At 71.1% G+C, this 15665-nt stretch carries 13 protein-coding genes; 9 read left to right on the forward strand and 4 right to left on the reverse strand.

From position 1 onward, the window contains the following. The first annotated feature begins 102 nt into the window (after positions 1 to 102). Complete coding sequence (locus tag ACIBJH_RS27865) at positions 103 to 2772, forward strand: AAA family ATPase (protein WP_399119610.1); 2670 nt, start codon at positions 103 to 105, stop codon at positions 2770 to 2772. A 6-nt stretch (positions 2773 to 2778) separates the two neighbouring features. On the opposite strand, the gene ACIBJH_RS27870 is transcribed toward ACIBJH_RS27865, so the two are convergent. After that, on the reverse strand, positions 2779 to 3246 hold the full coding sequence (locus ACIBJH_RS27870) for a DUF1003 domain-containing protein (RefSeq protein ID WP_399119649.1): 468 nt from the start codon (positions 3244 to 3246) through the stop codon (positions 2779 to 2781). A gap of 276 nt (positions 3247 to 3522) precedes the next feature. On the opposite strand from ACIBJH_RS27870, the gene ACIBJH_RS27875 reads away from it, so the two are divergent. From ACIBJH_RS27875 to ACIBJH_RS27885, 3 genes are all read left to right on the forward strand, one after another. Beyond that, entirely contained in the window at positions 3523 to 3999 is a 477-nt protein-coding gene (locus ACIBJH_RS27875) for a hypothetical protein (RefSeq protein ID WP_399119611.1), read from the forward strand. A 258-nt stretch (positions 4000 to 4257) separates the two neighbouring features. After that, entirely contained in the window at positions 4258 to 7551 is a 3294-nt protein-coding gene (locus ACIBJH_RS27880; protein WP_399119612.1) for an AAA family ATPase, read from the forward strand. Positions 7552 to 7636: 85 nt separating this feature from the next. Continuing rightward, a complete protein-coding gene (locus ACIBJH_RS27885) occupies positions 7637 to 8845 on the forward strand; it encodes a PucR family transcriptional regulator (protein WP_399119613.1) in 1209 nt (402 codons plus the stop codon). Here the strand turns inward: ACIBJH_RS27885 and ACIBJH_RS27890 are convergent. Together ACIBJH_RS27890 and ACIBJH_RS27895 are read right to left on the reverse strand one after the other, a co-directional pair. Next, complete coding sequence (locus tag ACIBJH_RS27890; protein ID WP_399119614.1) at positions 8842 to 9837, reverse strand: phospholipase D-like domain-containing protein; 996 nt, start codon at positions 9835 to 9837, stop codon at positions 8842 to 8844. The two genes, ACIBJH_RS27885 and ACIBJH_RS27890, sit on opposite strands and share 4 nt — an antisense overlap. Before the next feature lie 223 nt (positions 9838 to 10060). Continuing rightward, on the reverse strand, positions 10061 to 10441 hold the full coding sequence (locus ACIBJH_RS27895) for an antibiotic biosynthesis monooxygenase family protein (protein WP_399119615.1): 381 nt from the start codon (positions 10439 to 10441) through the stop codon (positions 10061 to 10063). A gap of 124 nt (positions 10442 to 10565) precedes the next feature. Here ACIBJH_RS27895 and lpdA point away from each other — a divergent pair, with 124 nt between their 5' ends. Then, entirely contained in the window at positions 10566 to 11987 is a 1422-nt protein-coding gene (gene lpdA / locus ACIBJH_RS27900) for a dihydrolipoyl dehydrogenase (protein WP_399119616.1), read from the forward strand. A gap of 201 nt (positions 11988 to 12188) precedes the next feature. Here lpdA and ACIBJH_RS27905 read toward each other — a convergent pair whose 3' ends face one another. Next, positions 12189 to 12797 (reverse strand): TetR/AcrR family transcriptional regulator, encoded by a 609-nt coding sequence (locus ACIBJH_RS27905; protein ID WP_399119617.1) that lies wholly within the window; start codon positions 12795 to 12797, stop codon positions 12189 to 12191. 246 nt (positions 12798 to 13043) lie between these two features. Between ACIBJH_RS27905 and ACIBJH_RS27910 the strand changes: the two genes are divergently transcribed. From ACIBJH_RS27910 to ACIBJH_RS27925, 4 genes are all read left to right on the forward strand, one after another. Next, on the forward strand, positions 13044 to 13271 hold the full coding sequence (locus ACIBJH_RS27910; protein ID WP_399119650.1) for an MMPL family transporter: 228 nt from the start codon (positions 13044 to 13046) through the stop codon (positions 13269 to 13271). Between the two features lie 65 nt (positions 13272 to 13336). Then, the gene (locus tag ACIBJH_RS27915; RefSeq protein ID WP_399119618.1) at positions 13337 to 13492 is read left to right on the forward strand and encodes a hypothetical protein; all 156 of its coding nucleotides are present in this window, start codon (positions 13337 to 13339) and stop codon (positions 13490 to 13492) included. 261 nt (positions 13493 to 13753) lie between these two features. After that, positions 13754 to 14710 (forward strand): ABC transporter permease, encoded by a 957-nt coding sequence (locus tag ACIBJH_RS27920; protein ID WP_399119619.1) that lies wholly within the window; start codon positions 13754 to 13756, stop codon positions 14708 to 14710. Next, positions 14707 to 15618 (forward strand): ABC transporter permease, encoded by a 912-nt coding sequence (locus ACIBJH_RS27925; RefSeq protein WP_399119620.1) that lies wholly within the window; start codon positions 14707 to 14709, stop codon positions 15616 to 15618. The genes ACIBJH_RS27920 and ACIBJH_RS27925 overlap by 4 nt, the downstream gene beginning before the upstream one ends. Positions 15619 to 15665 lie beyond the last annotated feature (47 nt).

The following is a 15665-nucleotide window of genomic DNA, read 5'->3' on the forward strand; positions in this document are numbered from 1 at the left end:
TACAGTCCCGGGCGCGGTCGGATGACTCAAGCCCCGCCGCCGGGGAGAGCCCTACGATCCCGCTGATGAAGACATGAGGTGTCCTGGACGGCTGGAGGGCACATGAACGAATCCGAACTCCTCGGCCGTGAGCCGCAGTTGAGGGCCCTGCACGAACTGCTGGGCAGGCTGCCCGACGCCGGCGGTGCCATGGTGCTGCAGGGCGGTCCGGGGATCGGCAAGTCCGCGCTGCTGCGGGCCGCGGCGGAACGGGCCCGGGCGGCGGGACGGCGTCTCCTGGAGGTCACCGGGGGCGGCGACGACACGCCCTTCAGCGGTCTGCGCGCGCTGCTGCGCCCGGTCCTCGGCACGGCGGAGTCCCTGCCCGCGGGGCAGAGCGAGATCCTGCGGACGGCGTTCGCCGCCGGTTCAGAGCCGCGACCGGAGACCTCGCGGGTCGCCCTGGCCGCGTTCAACCTGATCACGGCCAGGGCCGCCGAGCAGCCCACCGTGCTGATCGCCGACGACACGACCAGACTCGACGGGCCCACCCGGGACGTCCTGGCCTTCATGGCCCGCAGGGCGAGCGACAACCCGATCGTCGTCCTCGGGGCACTGCGCGGCGGACGGACCCTGCCGGGAGTCCCCGTACTGGACGTGCCGGTGCTGGACGCACCCTCGGCCCGGCGGCTTCTGGCCCGGCACGCGGGCGCGCTGCCGCAGGCCGTCCGGGAGCGGATCCTCGGGGAAGCGCTCGGCAACCCGCTCGCGCTCGTCGAACTCCCCGCGGCCTGGCGCCCGACGGGACCACAAGGAGCCTGGGCCCACCTGCTGGTGAACGCCACGCTGGTGAGCGCCTTCGCGGCCGGTCTCGGTGAACTGCCGGACCTGACCCGGGACGCCCTGCTGGTCGCGGCCGTGGACCAGGTCGGGGACGTCTCGGAGATCCTGGCCGCCGCATCCGTGCTGGCCGGGCGCGCCGTCGCGGTGGACGCCCTCGACAGCGCGGTCGCCGCCGCACTGATCCGCCTCGACCGGACGACCCTGCGCTTCCTCCATCCCGTGGTCCGGTTCGCGGTGCCGGCCGCGGAGACCCCGGCCCGCCGACAGGCCGCCGACGCGGCTCTGGCACAGGTACTGACCGAGCACCCGGACCGCCGCACCTGGCACCGCGCCCAGTCCGTCAACGGCCCCGACGATGAGATCGCGGACCAACTGGCCGCTGCTCAGGCCTCTTTGCTACGACGGCACGGAGCCCTAGCGGCCGTATGGGCGTTGGAACGGTCGGCGCAGCTGACCACGGACTCGGTCACCCGAGGGCACCGGTTGCTGGGCGCGGCCGAACACGCGCACGGGGCCGGGTGCGTCCGACTGGCCCACTCCCTGATCGACGCGGCGGAACGCCAGGAGCTGACCGGCGCCGACCGGACCAAGGCGGGGTGGCTGCGGGAGATCTCGGACGCGGAACCACAGCCCGGTCCGGCCCCGGCACAACTGCCCGACCTCAGCGAGCTGTCGGCGGGCGAACCCGAGCCGGCGCTCGACCTGTTGCTGCGCGCGGCACTGCACGTCCACCGGACCGGCGACGACCCCGTCCTGCGGGCAGCCGTCGTCCGGACCGCCGAGCGGCTGCCCGCCACGGACGACCCCCGCCACCTCGCGGCCCTGGCACTGACAGAACCCGTACGCCAGGGCAGGACGGTGGCCGACCGGCTCCCCTCCAAGGAGACGATGTGGTGTCTCACCGACTCGGAGGGATTCCGGCTCCACGGCACGGCCGCGCACGAGATCGGCGATCCGGTCGGCGCGGTCGACCTGCTCGGCCGGGCAGCGCCGACTCTCCGCAGACAGGGCCGACTCGGCCTGCTCACGGAAACCCTCCTCACCGAGGCCACCGGCCGACTGCTGCTCGGGGACTGGCCGCGCGCGACCCAACTCACCGAAGAGGCACGGCAGATCGTCGCCGAGACACGGCAGCCGGCCATGATCGCCGCACTCGCCGGCACGGACGCGGTCGCCGCCGCACTGCGCGGACAGGCCGTACGCGCCGAGGAGCTGGCCGACATGGTGGCGGCCTGGCAGCGCGCCGACCTCGCCCCGACCCTCCGGCTGGCCCGAGGCCTGGCACGGCTCGGCGAGGGGCGGTACGCGGAGGTGTACGGGGAACTGAGCCCGCTCCTCGACAAACCGCACGAGAGCCTCCGCTGGCAGGGCTTCGCCGCCGTGCTGCCGTTCGCCGTGGCGGCGGACCGCGTCGGCAGGGCGGCGGAAGCCGTACGCGTCCTCGCGTCGGCGGAGGAGGCGGCACGGGTGACGCCCGCCCCGCTGCTGCACATCCAACTACCGTGCGCCCGCGCCCTGTTGGCCTCCGACTCGACGGCCGAGGAACTGTACCTGGCCGCCCTGGAGCAGGACCTCTCGCGCTGGCCGTTGATCAAGGCCCGCACGGAACACGCGTACGGGCAGTGGCTTCGGCGCCGTCGGCAGGCCGCCCGGTCCCGCACACTGTTGCTCTCCGCGCGGGCCGCCTTCGAACTCGTCGGAGCCTCCGACTGGGCGGGCCAGGGCATGGCGCAGGGAGCGGGCGACCCGCTGCCGTCCGCCGCCGACCTGCTGTCGCCCCAGGAGAGGCAGATCGCGCTGCTGGCGGCGGAGGGCCTCTCCAACCGGGAGATCGCGGAACGGCTGTACCTCTCCCACCGTACGGTCGCCGCGCATCTGTACCGGGCCTTCCCCAAGCTCGGCATCACCTCACGCGGTGAGCTGGCCCCGCTGCTGACGAGCCTGGAGTAGGCGGCTTCAGTCGGCCGGGCGGTCGGCGGCCGGGGTGTGCTGGGGGTCGTTCATCTTCGCCCGGTTCTGCGCCAGCAGCGTCCGTACGTCCTCCTCGACCCGCTGGGCATCCACTCCGAGGGCATGACCCATATGGGCCGCCCACACCTCGGAGCGGATATTGGTCTCGAAGTCGAGGTCGGCGCGGACCGTCTCGCGCGTCGCCTGCCGGTTCTGGCTCACCATCACGAAGGTCGACAGGAAGATCGCCTCAAGGCTGACGATCATCGTGAGCAGCCCGAAGGGATAGGGGTCCCAGACCGCGCCACTGCCGAACAGCCCCTCGTTGCACACGATCCAGACCGTGAACCACAGCGCGTGGAGATAGACGAACTGCATGGTCCCGGCGAAAGCGGTGATCGCGTCCGCGATCCGGTCCTGGGTCCCCCGCATCCGCGCGAGGACGGCCTGCTCGTTCGGGAGACGTATGTCCAACCCGTTGATTCCAGACGGCACGGGCACTCCTTGATCCGTCGCTCACGAGAAACGGCCGTCAGCGTAAGTGCCGGACAGGGGCGCTTCCTTGGGTCAATCGACTGTCCGTGCGGCCGCAATACCTCCGTGTACGCCGTCCGTTGCGTCGATTGACCGAAGCGGACCGTGCCGCCGCGACGGCAGAGTGACGGTCGGCTCGGACCGGTACCCCGGCCACACGCACCGCGGTACCGCGCGTCATCGAGCAGCGACACATCCGTCAAGGAAGGGATCACCATGTCGGACCCGACGCCGCAGCAGAACCAGGCACCCGGCACCACCCCGGCCGGCCCCGCGGGGCGCCTCGCCGAACTGTCGCAGAAGGCCCAGGACGCCCAGCGGACCGTGGCGGCGAGCATCGCCGAGGACCGGCAGAAGCTGTCCGCCGCCGTCGCCGACGCGAAGGACAAGGCCGAACAGGGCGCGCAGCGGCTGCAGTCGAGTGGGCAGCGGGCCAAGGAGAACGTCGCCGGGAGCTGGAACCAGGTACAGACCTCCTGGCAGGACCATGTGGACTCGGTCCGCGCGAAACTGGACGAGCGCAAGGCCGAGCGCGATGTGAAGCGGCTCCAGCACGCCGCCGACGACGCCGAGGACTACGCCTCCGACGCCATCGACTTCGCGATCGCGGCCGTGGAAGAGGCGGAGTACGCCACGCTGGACGCGGTGCTGGCGAGGGTGGAGGCGGACGAGGCCGCCGACGCCGTGCAGTAGTCGACTTCCGCCGTGCCTCCGGGCGCGGGCGGCCGAACGGCCGGGGGAGCGGGTCGTGGGACGGCACCCACGGCCGGCTCCCCCGCGCCCGGGTGGTGGTGTGGGCGGCCACTGCCCCCGGCGCCGAACGCTGTGGCCGGGAACATCGACCTCCCCGCCCAGATCAGCGACGATCTCGCTGTGGAGCGACAGTACGTGGATTCTTCCTCGCCGACTCGTTATATTTCTTTCGGCAAGCAACTTGACGGAGGGGAGTCGGTGACCTCACGGCCCGGAGCGGACCTGGTGGGGCGCGCGGCCGAACTGGAGCTGCTGGACTCGCTGCTGGCCGGGCGGGACGGTGCCTGCCACGGGCTGCTGATGCGCGGCGACCCCGGAGTGGGGAAGACCGCGCTGCTGGACGCCGCCGCGGCACGGGCCGTGGACCTCGGGACGCGCGTACTGCGGGCCTCCGGCGTGGAGTTCGAGCGCGAGATGAACTTCTCGGCGCTGCATCAGATGCTCTATCCGCTGCGCCGGCACACCGGGCGGCTCGCCGGACACCACCGTGACGTCATCGACCGGATCTTCGGCCTCGCGCCGGGGCCGGCGCCCGACCCGCTGGCCGCTTCGACGGCCGTACTCGCCCTGCTCGGCGAAGTCGCCGTGGAGGGGCCGTTGTTGGTGATCGCCGACGACGTGCCGTGGCTCGACCTCGCCAGCGCGACCGCACTCGGCTTCGTCGTCCGCAGGATGAGCGACCACCCGATCGCCTTCCTGGCCACCCTGCGCACCGGGGTACGCGGCATCTGCGGCCAACTCGCCCTGCCCGTACGGGAGATCGGACCGCTGACGGATGGGGAGGCGGTGCGGCTACTGGACGCGCGGTGGCCCGGTCTCGGGCCGTCGGTGCGCCGACGGATCCTTGCCGAGGCCGGCGGAAACCCGCTCGCGCTAAGGGAGTTGCCGGCCGCGCTGACCGGCCGGCAGCGCTCGGGCCAGACCCCGCTGCCCACGCGGTTGCCGCTGTCCGGGCGCCTGGAAGCGGCCTTCGCCTCCGCGGTGGAAGCACTGCCCGCACCGACGAGGACCGCGCTGCTGATGGCCGCGCTGGACACGGGGATCGACCCGGCCGTGATCAGGAGGGCCGCGCGGGCGGTGTTGGAGGGTCCGGCGGATATCGAGGTCGACGGCCAAGCCGCGAGCACGGGCGCTGTGCAGGATTCGGAGGGGGGCAGCGGCCGAGGTCGGGGCATGGTCAGGGGTGCCGTGGCGGGTTCGGGGGGCGTCGACGGCCACGGTCCAGGCGCGGTCAGGGGTGTTGTGCAGGGTTCGGAGGGGGTTGGCGGCCCTGGTCCGGGCATGGTCATCGGTGTCGTGCAGGATTCGGAGGGTGCCGACGGCCACGGTCCAGGCGCGGTCAGGGGTGTTGTGCAGGGTTCGGAGGGGGTTGGCGGCCCTGGTCCGGGCATGGTCATCGGTGTCGTGCAGGATCCGGAGGGTGCCGACCGCCACGGTCCAGGCGCGGTCAGGGGTGTTGTGCAGGGTTCGGAGGGTGTCGACGGCCGCAGACCAGGCACCGTCAGGGATGCCGTGCAGGACTCGGAAGGTGTCGACCGCCTCGACCCGGTCATGCTCGGCAAGGCAGCGCCCGCGCCCGTGTGCCCGGTCGGTGCCGATGTCCTCGGGCCGGCGCGGGACGCCGGTGTGCTGCAGGTGGACGTAGGACATCTGTCGTTCCGGCATCCGCTGACCCGGGCGGTGATCGTGCACCTGGCGTCGCCCGGCGAGCGGCGGCGCGCGCACCGCTCGCTCGCCGCCGCCCTGGCCGACGTACCCGAACGCCGGGCATGGCATCTGGCCGAGTCCGCGACCGGACCGGACGAGACGGTGGCCCGGGCGCTGGACGAGGCGGCCCTGTCCGCCTGGCGGCGCGGTGCGGAGTCTGTCGGCTCCGGGGAGGCGGTCCCTTCCGAAGGGCGGCGCGTCGCCGCGTCCGCCGCCGTGTCCGCCCTCATGCGGGCCGGTGAACTCAGCCCGCACCCCGGCGACCGTTCCCGGCGCCTGGTCGAAGCCGCCTACCTGGCCACCTTCACCGGCCAACTCGACGACGTACCAAGGCTGTTGGCCGACGCCGGACAGGCCCCCGACACCCCGGGCGGACTGATCTTCGCCGCCACCGCCCACCTCCTCACCAACGAAGAGGGCGATGTCGACGCCGCCTACCGCCTCATGGTCCGCGCGCTCGACGACGACACGGTCACCGCCGCCAACGACGACTGGAACCAGACCGGCATCCTCTACGCGCTGCTGCTCGTCAGCCTCTACACCCTCCGTCCCGAACCGTGGCACCTCCTCAAGACCGCGCTGACCCGCTGCGAACCGACCACGGCGACACCGATCAGACTCTGCTACGACGCCTACGTCGAACCCACCCACGCCCCCGACGCGCTGCGCAAGGGCCTCGCGGACGCCTTCGCCGCTCTGCCCGCCGACGCGGCACCCTGGGAACTGATCCCTCTGGCCTTCGCGGCGGTCGCCACGGACGCCCTGTCGGACCACCGCTACCTGGTCTTCCGCATGATCGAACGCGAACGTGACGGCGGCGCGATCGCCATGGTCGTCCCCGCGCTGCTGCTGCTCTGCCACGACTCCTACGTGCACGGCCGCTGGGACGAGGCCGAGAACCTGGCACAGCACGGGCTGGACCTCGCGGCGGCGCACGGATACCACTTCTGGGAGCGGCAGATCCGCGTCCTGCTGGCGGCGGGCGCGGCACTGCGCGGCGACGCCGACGTCGCCCGGGCTCGTAGCGAGGAGACCACGACCTGGGCGGCACCCCGTGGCATCGAGGTGACCGAGGCCTACGCGCGCTCGGCCCGCCGCCTCGCCGCCATGGGGGAGGGCGACTACGAGGAGGCCCACGTCCAGGCCGGCCGGATCGAGCCACCCGGCGCGCCGGTCTTCGGGGTCCCGCGCCGGTGGACGCTCCTGGACCTGGTCGAGACGGCCGTCCGCACCGGCCGCGTCGACGAGGCACGCGACCATGTCGCCGCCGCGCGGCGGGCGTCCGTGCACCGCATCTCGCCCCGGACCGCGCTGATCTGCGCCGGTGCCGAGGCGGTGGCAGCGGACGAGACCGAGGCCGGGCCCCTGTTCGAGGCGGCCCTGTCGCTGCCCCACGCGGCCCGGTGGCCGTGGGAACACGCACGCGTCCAGCTCGCCTACGGCCAGTGGCTGCGCCGCACCCGCGACCACCGCGCCCGCCGATATCTGAGCGCCGCCCTCGAAACCTTCGACCGCATCGGTGCCGGGGCCATGGCGCAGCGGGCCCGCAACGAACTGCGCGCCACCGGGGTCGCCACCACCACCGGGCCCGTCGCGCCGACCGCCGCACTGACCGTGCAGGAACGGCAGATCGCCGAGCTGGCGGCCGTGGGCCTGACCAACCGGCAGATCGGCGAGCGGCTGTTCCTGTCCCACCGCACGGTCGGCTCCCATCTGCACCGGCTGTATCCCAAGCTCGGCATCACCTCACGCGCCGCCCTGCGCGCCGCCCTGGAGACGATGTAGGAGGAGGCGGGAACCGGTGAGCACCCGAAACGGTCCGGCGTACGGTGGGATCCGGGACCCCTTGAACGGTGAGCCGGAGAGGACCATGGTCGACAAGGAGATCAACGCCCTGGCCACCGCGTTGCTCGAACGCATCGACGAGCTGACGAAGGAGATGGCGGCGCGGATCCGCGCCGGCTCACGGGCGTACCACTACGACGTGGTGCCCGAGGAGGATCTGGAGGACGCCTGCCGGATCCATGTCGGCAACGCGCTCCAGGCGCTGACCGGGCAGGTGCCCCTGGACACCGGGGCCGCCGCCGACATCGGCCGCAGGCGTGCCGCGCAGAACGTGCCGCTGCCCAGCGTGATGACGGCGTATCGCGTCGGCGTGCGGTACTTCTGGGAGGCGGTGGTCGAGGAGGCCACCACAACCTCCTTGGTGGACAACGACATTCTGGTCTCGGCGGCCTCCGCGATGTGGGAGATCCAGGACGGCATCACCGAGGCCATGGTCTCCGGGTACCACGAGGCGGTGGCCGGGCGGCTTCTCGCGGGCGACCAGGAGCGCTCGGCGCTGGTGGAAGCGCTCCTGGAGGGCAGGAGCATGGACGCCGACGCCGTGTGGTCCGCCGCCGAGGTCCTGGACGTGCCGCACAAGGGCCCCTTCACCGTGGTGGCCGCGGAGGTACCGCGGATCGGCCGGCGGGCGCTGCCGGACATCGCGGCCGTCCTGGCCCGGCGAGGTATTCGGTCCGCCTGGCGACTGCGGCCCGAACTCCAGCTGGGCATCGTGCACTTGCGCACCCCGCGCGACCTGGACGACCTTGTCGAGGTGGTGCGCGAACACGCGGAGCGGCGGGTGGGGGTGAGCCCCTCCTACGGCGATCTCAGCCGCACCGGAGACGCCCTGCGCTTCGCCAAGGTCGCGATGCGCGGCGGCGACGCGGGCAGCACCGCCGTGACCGTCTTCGACGACTCCCCGGTCGCGGTCGCGACCGCGGGCGCACCCGATGTCATGGCCCGGGTCGTCGCCAAGGTCCTCGGCCCCGTCGAGGCCCTGCCCGCCGACGAACGCGCCCTGCTGCTGGACACGTTGGAGGCCTGGTTCGACTCCGGCGGCTCGGCCGAGGAGGCCGCCAAGGTGCTGTACGTCCACCCCAACACCGTCCGCACCCGCCTGCGCCGGATCACCGAACGCACCGGCCGCTCACTGAGCGACCCACGCGGCATCACCGAACTCTCCCTGGCGCTCCGCGCCGTCCGGCAGACTCCGAGGCCCCCGACCTCGGAGTCGACCGGTGCGGAGGACTAGGCGGCCGTACCGCCGGCGTAGTCGCTCTTGAAGGTGGTCTCGATGGTGGTGGCGACGGACTGGGCCACTCCCGTGCCGGTGAGGATGATGCCCAACTCCCGGTTGTTGGAAAGGGAGTTGCTGCTGATGTTCATCGAGCCCGCCTCCACCTCCTGGGTGGAGAGACCGTAGTCGGCGACCATCGCCTTGGCGTGGATGTAGAAGCCGTTCGGGTCGGAGTACCCGACCACCGTGCCGCCGGCCGCCTTGATCGCGGACACCTCGCTGGCGTAGCTCGACGGGGTCTCCAGCACCACCCGCACGGTCACGCCCGCCTTCGCCCTGGCCACGATCGCGTTGACCACCGTGCTGTCGCTGAACTCCAGTTCCTCGACGTCGAGCGTCTTGGTCGCCGCGTTGATCACGGTGAGCAGCCGGCTCCGGGAGTCCGTGGGGGACCAGAGCAGGTGATCGCCGTCGGTCGGGGTGATCGAGGTGCCGGCGTAGTCGGCGTTGAAGACCTTCTCGATCGCGGCGACGTCCCGGGTGTCGTCGGTGAAGACACCGTAGTCGCGGCCGGTCGTGTAGTACTGCGAGGTCAGATTGCCGGTCAGGATCAGGGACTTGGTCGCGTCCACCGTGATCGTCTTCTGGTGGGTGTAGACGAAGCTGGACGGCGACCACACCACGCCGACGCCCGCGTTCGTCAGCGCCGTGTACGCCGAGCTGTTCGCGGACTGGTGCGCGGTGTCGAGGACCACCCGCACGGTGACGCCCTTCTTCTCCAGCGCTATGAGGTCGTTGACGGCGGTGGTGTCCTCCAGCTCGTACATGGTCATGTCGAGCGAGGAGGTGGCCGAGTTGATGAAGTCGTAGATGGTCGGCTGGGTGGTGCCGGACTGCGAGAAGGCGAAGGCGGTGTAGGTCGCGGCGTTGGCGGGGACGGCCGTGACGAAGAGGGTGGCGCCGGCTGCCAGCGCGACACCCGCGCGGCCGAGGAACGTCCTCAACATGCGTGACTCCTAGTCGAGTTGATGCCCACGTGGGGGGTGGTGAGCGTGGGCATGACACCACGCGCGTAGAACGCTGAGGAAGAGAACCTCGGTGAACTCGCGATTACCGACGCCGAGCAGGAGCGGACAAAGGGGACTTCGCGCAGGTGGGGGCCGGTTCATGGAGTCCCCGCGAGTTAGCAAAAACTTCGTAGCCGCACTCGCGGGAAGGCCGACCGTCGGCTCAGTCCGCTGTCGGGATCTGTGGGTCCCGCGGCCGGGTGAACCCCTGGCTCCGCTCGACTTTCGCCACGTGCAGCGTGTAGCTCTCGTACCACTCGGCTCGCCCGCGCTGCTGCGCCGCGCGGTGCTCGGTGTTGCTCCGCCACTCCGTGAGAGCGTCGGCGTCACGGAAGTAGCCGACGGTGATGCCGAGCCCGCCCGGAGTCTGCGCGTGGTCCATCCCGAGGTACCCGGGGATGTCCCTCACCAGGTCTTCCATGCGCGCGTTGGTTTCGCTGTAGCCGCTCTGCTCCTGGGTCCGAACGGTGGTGAAGACGGCCGCGTAGTACGGGGGTTCAAAAGCCTCGACGGGTATGACAGGTGCTTCGGAATGATCGCTCATGTCGCCACTGTAGGGCGGGCCGGATCGGCGGACGAGGGCCGATCACGGCATCCTGGACACCGTTAGAGGATCTCCAGAAGACGTATGCCCGACCATGCTCTTCCCCGTGGTAAAGGATCTTTCGATGAGCCAGCAGAACACGCAGGACGACCGGTTCGACGTCGTCGTACTCGGCGCGGGGCCCGGCGGCTATGTCGCCGCCATCCGGGCCGCGCAACTCGGCAAGCGGGTCGCGGTGGCGGAGGAGAGGTACTGGGGCGGCGTCTGCCTCAACGTGGGCTGCATCCCGACCAAGGCGCTGCTGCGCAACGCTGAACTGGCGCACATCTTCACCCGCGAGGCGAAGACCTTCGGCATCAAGGTCGAGGGGGAGGTCTCCTTCGACTACGGGGAGGCGTTCCGCCGCAGCCGCCGGGTCGCGGACGGCCGGGTCAAGGGCGTCCACTACCTGATGAAGAAGAACAAGATCACGGAGATCGACGGCCGAGGCACCTTCCTCGACGCGCACACGCTCCAGGTGGCCGGATACGACGGCGACACCCGCACCATCGCCTTCGAGCACTGCATCATCGCCACCGGCGCCACCCCGAGGCTGCTGCCCGGCACCAAGCGCAGCGCGCGCGTCGTGACGTACGAGGAGCAGATCCTCGCCGACGACCTCCCGCGGTCCATCGTCATCGCGGGCGCCGGCGCCATCGGCATCGAGTTCGCCTACGTGCTGCACAACTACGGCGTGAAGGTCACGATCGTCGAGTTCCTGGACCGGGTCGCGCCCCTGGAGGACGCCGAGGTCTCCGCCGAACTCGCCAAGCAGTACCGCAAGTTGGGCATCGACGTCCTCACCTCCACCCGCGTCGAGTCGATCGACGAGTCCGGCCCGCAGGTCCGCGTCACGGTCACCGGCAAGGACGGCGCCCAGCAGGTCCTGGAGGCCGACAAGGTCCTCCAGGCGATCGGCTTCGCACCGAACGTCACCGGCTACGGCCTGGAGAACACGGGCGTACGGCTCACCGAGCGCGGCGCGATCGACGTCGACGGCCGGTGCCGTACCTCCGTCCCGCACCTGTACGCCATCGGCGACGTCACCGCGAAGCTGATGCTCGCGCACGCGGCCGAGGCGATGGGTGTGATCGCCGCCGAGACGCTCGCGGACGCGGAGACGATGGAGCTGGACTACGCGATGATCCCGCGCGCCACCTACTGCCAGCCGCAGATCGCCAGCTTCGGCTACACCGAGGCGCAGGCACGGGAGTCGGGCCACGACATCAGGGTGGCGAAGTTCCCGTTCACCGCGAACGGCAAGTCGCACGGCCTCGGCGACACCACCGGCTTCGTGAAGCTGATCAGCGACACCAAGTACGGCGAACTCCTCGGCGGCCACCTCATCGGCCCCGACGTCACCGAACTCCTCCCCGAACTGACCCTGGCCCAGCAGTGGGACCTCACCGTTCACGAGGTCGCCCGCAACGTGCACGCCCACCCGACCCTGGGCGAGGCGGTGAAGGAGGCGGTGCACGGGCTGGCCGGACACATGATCAACATGTGACCGTCCCCTCCACTGTGTGGTGACCGTCCCCGAGAAGGAGTCGGGCGACGGAGCGGACGGCGACGCGTTCGACGCGGAGCTGATCGCCCTCTCGCCCCTGTCCCGGCTGTCCTGGTACAAGGGTCCCGCAGGACGTCGTAGGGCCCGGTCGAGCCCCGCGCGGCTCGGCCGGGCTCCGGCTTTTCGTGGGCCCGGGTCCCGTCAGGGCCGTGCGTCCGGCGCGACGCCCCGCAGGATGAACGCGATCACCTCGTCCAGGCCGTGTTCCGCGACCTCGGGAGCGAGCATGCCCGTCGCGGCCAGGTCGGCGTAGCCGTGGAGCGTCGCGAAGACCGGGATGCCGATGCTGTCGAGAGGGCCCTCGCGCACCTCGCCCTGGCGCTGCCCCTCCAGCATCAACTGCTCGATGAGCTCGGACCAGTGCCCGGTGGCTTCCAGGAGAGCGGCGGACGCCTGCGGGTCGTGCTTGATCGAGTACATCAGGTCCAGCAGCGCGGCATTGTCCAGGCAGAAGCCCACATACGCGCGGACCACCGCCTCCAGCTTCTTGCGGCACGACTCCCCGGCATCGGCCTGTGACGCCAGCATCGCGTCGGTCATCCGCTCGTAGCCGCTCAGCGCCAGCGCGTCCAACAGCGCCTGTTTGTCCTTGAAGTGACGGCTCGGCGCGTTGTGGCTGACACCGAGATCGCGGGCGAGTTCGCGCAGCGACAGGGCGGCGGTGCCCTTCTCCCGGAGCGTTTCCTCGGCGCGGGCCAGCAGGGCGGCGCGCAGGTCTCCGTGGTGATAAGGGCGGGGGCGGGTCTGCATGGAGGGCAGTGTACCGGTGATGTGTGCGAAGCCCACATTGTTGACCGCGTCACCATTGTTGACGTTGACACCATTGTGGGCACCGCCCACAATGGCTGGCCATGACCACTGCACCCAGCGCCGCACCCGGCGCGTGGACCACCACCGACATCCCCGACCAGAGCGGCCGTACGGCCGTCGTCACCGGCGGCAACAGCGGCCGTCTTCGGCGGCTTCATCTTCAACCACGACCCGACCGTCAAGACGATCGGCTTCGCGCTCACCGCCGGCGTCCTCATCGACGCCTTCGTGGTCCGCCTCACGATCGTCCCCGCACTGCTCAGCCTCCTCGGCCGGCACGCGTGGACCCTCCCCAAGTGGCTGGACCGTGCCGTGCCGAACGTGGACATCGAAGGCGACTCGCTCCCACCGCGCACCCCGGCCGGCTGCACGGCCCAGGCCGACCCCGAACCGGCGCGGGCCACCAAGGACTGACCGGGCGCAGAGATACGTCAACGCCGGTGCGGGCAGCCCTTGTTGGGCCACCCGCACCGGCGTTGGTGAATATCGGCCAGGCGGTCGTCGAGGGCGGGCCGCGCCGGCCGCGGCCCAGCGTCATGACCGCCCTCGCCACGACCTTCGCCCTCGTCGGCGTGATCATCGGCGGCCCGATCAGCTCCACTCTGCTCACGCTGGTGCTGATCCCGACGCTCTAGACGACGGTGGAGACCCGCCGCGACCGGCGAAGGACGGGACGGACGACCAAGGCCGAGCCCCGCACACAGCCCGCGCTCCCCGTGCGCTGAGCCACCGGCCCGGGGGGGACCGGCCGTGCCGACAATCTGTTCCGTTCAGTGGACATGTGCGGCCAATCGGTTCCGGCCAGTCCCCATGCTGAGCCCCCATCGAGCCGACTCCGGGCCCACCGGGGCAAACAGCCGCACACCTCACCTACGCCTCCCAAGGAAGCGAGTCGCATGGTGCTCACCACCGCGAGACGGGTTCTGCGCAGCCTGGTCGTGATCGCCCTGGTCACGATGGCCTCCGTGGCGCTGCTGAGCCTGGCACCGGGATCGGCCGCCTCCGTGATCCTGGGCGAGAACGCCACTCCGGCGGCGGTTGCCAGGCTCAACGCCCAGCTCGGCATGGACCAACCCCTCTGGCACCAGTACACCGACTGGCTCGGCCATGCCCTCAGAGGCGATCTCGGCACCTCGCCCGTCACCAATGAATCGGTCCTGCACGCGGTCCTGACCCGGCTGCCCGTGACACTCGAACTCGCCGCCATGGCACTGACGTTGTCCCTGCTGGTCGCCGTACTCCTGGCCGTCGTCTCGGCGGCCCGGGAAGGGTCCTGGGTGGACCGCGCGCTCACGGCCTTCTCCTCCGTCCTGCTCTCGGTGCCCGCCTTCATCGCGGGACCCCTGCTCATCTATTTCCTCTCCCTGAAACTGGGCTGGCTCCCCGTCAGCGGCTGGGCGCGCATCGGCGCCGACGGCCTCGCGGCGAACCTGCGCTGCGCCCTGCTCCCGGCCGTGTCGATCGCCCTCACCGAGGTCGCGACCTTCCACCGCGCGCTGCGCGCGGATCTCGTCTCGACACTCCGCGAGGACTTCATCGCCGCGGCCCGCGCGAAGGGCATGAGCCCGGCCTACGTCATGTTCCGGCACGCGCTGCGACCGTCGTCGTTCTCCCTGATCACCCTGGCCGGCATCAACCTCGGCCGGCTGATCGGCGGGACGGTCGTCGTCGAGATCCTGTTCTCGCTGCCCGGCCTCGGCCAGCTGGTCGTCTCCTCGATCGTCTCCCGGGACCTCGTCTCGGTGCAGGGAATCGTGGTGTTCGTCGTCGTGGTCTACGTCCTCGTCAACACCCTGGTCGACATCGGTTACCACTGGCTGGATCCACGGGTCAGAAAGGTGGCCACGGTATGACGAGCAGCGTCCAGCGCACTATCGCCACGAAGGCATCCGAGGGCGGGACCGGTGACGTCGACGGGACGGAACCCGCCGTACCGGCCGTGCGCCGCAGCCGGTCGATCCTCGTCGCACTCGCCTACACCTGGCTAGCCGTGATCATCCTCGCGGCCGTCTTCGCCGACATCCTCCCACTGGCTCCCTACGACCGCCCCGTCGGCCTGCCCCGGCAGACACCGAGCCTCCACTCGCTCGATCTCCTGCTCGGCACCGACCAGTTGGGCCGCTCGCTGCTGTCCCGCTGCGTCTACGGCGCTCGGGTCTCGCTGCTGGTCGGCGCGGGCGCGGGTCTGATCGGCTCGGCCGTGGGGGCCGTGCTCGGCATGGTGGGCGGGTATCTCCGCGGCCGTACCGACTCGGTGATCAGGCTGATCGCGGACGCCATGCTCGCGTTCCCGCCGCTGATCCTCCTGCTCGCGCTCGCCGCCGTCCTCACCCCCAGCGTGTCGACCATCCTCATCGGGCTGACGCTGCTGGTCGTCCCGACCTTCATCCGGCTGGCCAGGGCGAACACCCTGTCCTGGGCCTCCCGCGAGTTCATCACCGCCGCGCGGAACATGGGCGCGAGCAGACGGCGCATCCTGGCGCGCGAGATCCTCCCCAACCTGCTGCCCGCACTGGGCGCCTATCTGCCGGTCGTGATGGCCGCGTTGATCGTGGCGGAGGGCTCGCTGAGCTTCCTCGGGATGGGCATACCGCCGCCCTCGCCGAGCTGGGGCGGAATGATCTCCGACGGCAAGGACTCCGTCGGCGACTATCCGCACCTCGTCTTCGTGCCCACCGCGTTCATCTTCCTCACCGTGTTCGCCCTCAACCAGGCCGGTGACCATCTGCGGCACCGCTTCGACCGCGGTCTGCGCGACTGACACATCCGGCCCTGCCGTGCCCGCTCCGGGCCGGCCCGCTTCCCAGC

Origin of the sequence: Streptomyces sp. NPDC050548, assembly GCF_044457385.1 — a bacterium.
GTDB lineage: Bacteria > Actinomycetota > Actinomycetes > Streptomycetales > Streptomycetaceae > Streptomyces.

Coding starts and splice junctions, on each gene's coding strand:
- ACIBJH_RS27865 (WP_399119610.1), top strand. CDS start 103: ATGAACGAATCCGAACTCCTCGGCCGTGAGCCGCAGTTGAGGGCCCTG.
- ACIBJH_RS27875 (WP_399119611.1), top strand. CDS start 3,523: ATGTCGGACCCGACGCCGCAGCAGAACCAGGCACCCGGCACCACCCCG.
- ACIBJH_RS27885 (WP_399119613.1), top strand. CDS start 7,637: ATGGTCGACAAGGAGATCAACGCCCTGGCCACCGCGTTGCTCGAACGC.
- ACIBJH_RS27890 (WP_399119614.1), bottom strand. CDS start 9,837: ATGTTGAGGACGTTCCTCGGCCGCGCGGGTGTCGCGCTGGCAGCCGGC.
- ACIBJH_RS27895 (WP_399119615.1), bottom strand. CDS start 10,441: ATGAGCGATCATTCCGAAGCACCTGTCATACCCGTCGAGGCTTTTGAA.
- lpdA (WP_399119616.1), top strand. CDS start 10,566: ATGAGCCAGCAGAACACGCAGGACGACCGGTTCGACGTCGTCGTACTC.
- ACIBJH_RS27905 (WP_399119617.1), bottom strand. CDS start 12,797: ATGCAGACCCGCCCCCGCCCTTATCACCACGGAGACCTGCGCGCCGCC.
- ACIBJH_RS27920 (WP_399119619.1), top strand. CDS start 13,754: ATGGTGCTCACCACCGCGAGACGGGTTCTGCGCAGCCTGGTCGTGATC.
- ACIBJH_RS27925 (WP_399119620.1), top strand. CDS start 14,707: ATGACGAGCAGCGTCCAGCGCACTATCGCCACGAAGGCATCCGAGGGC.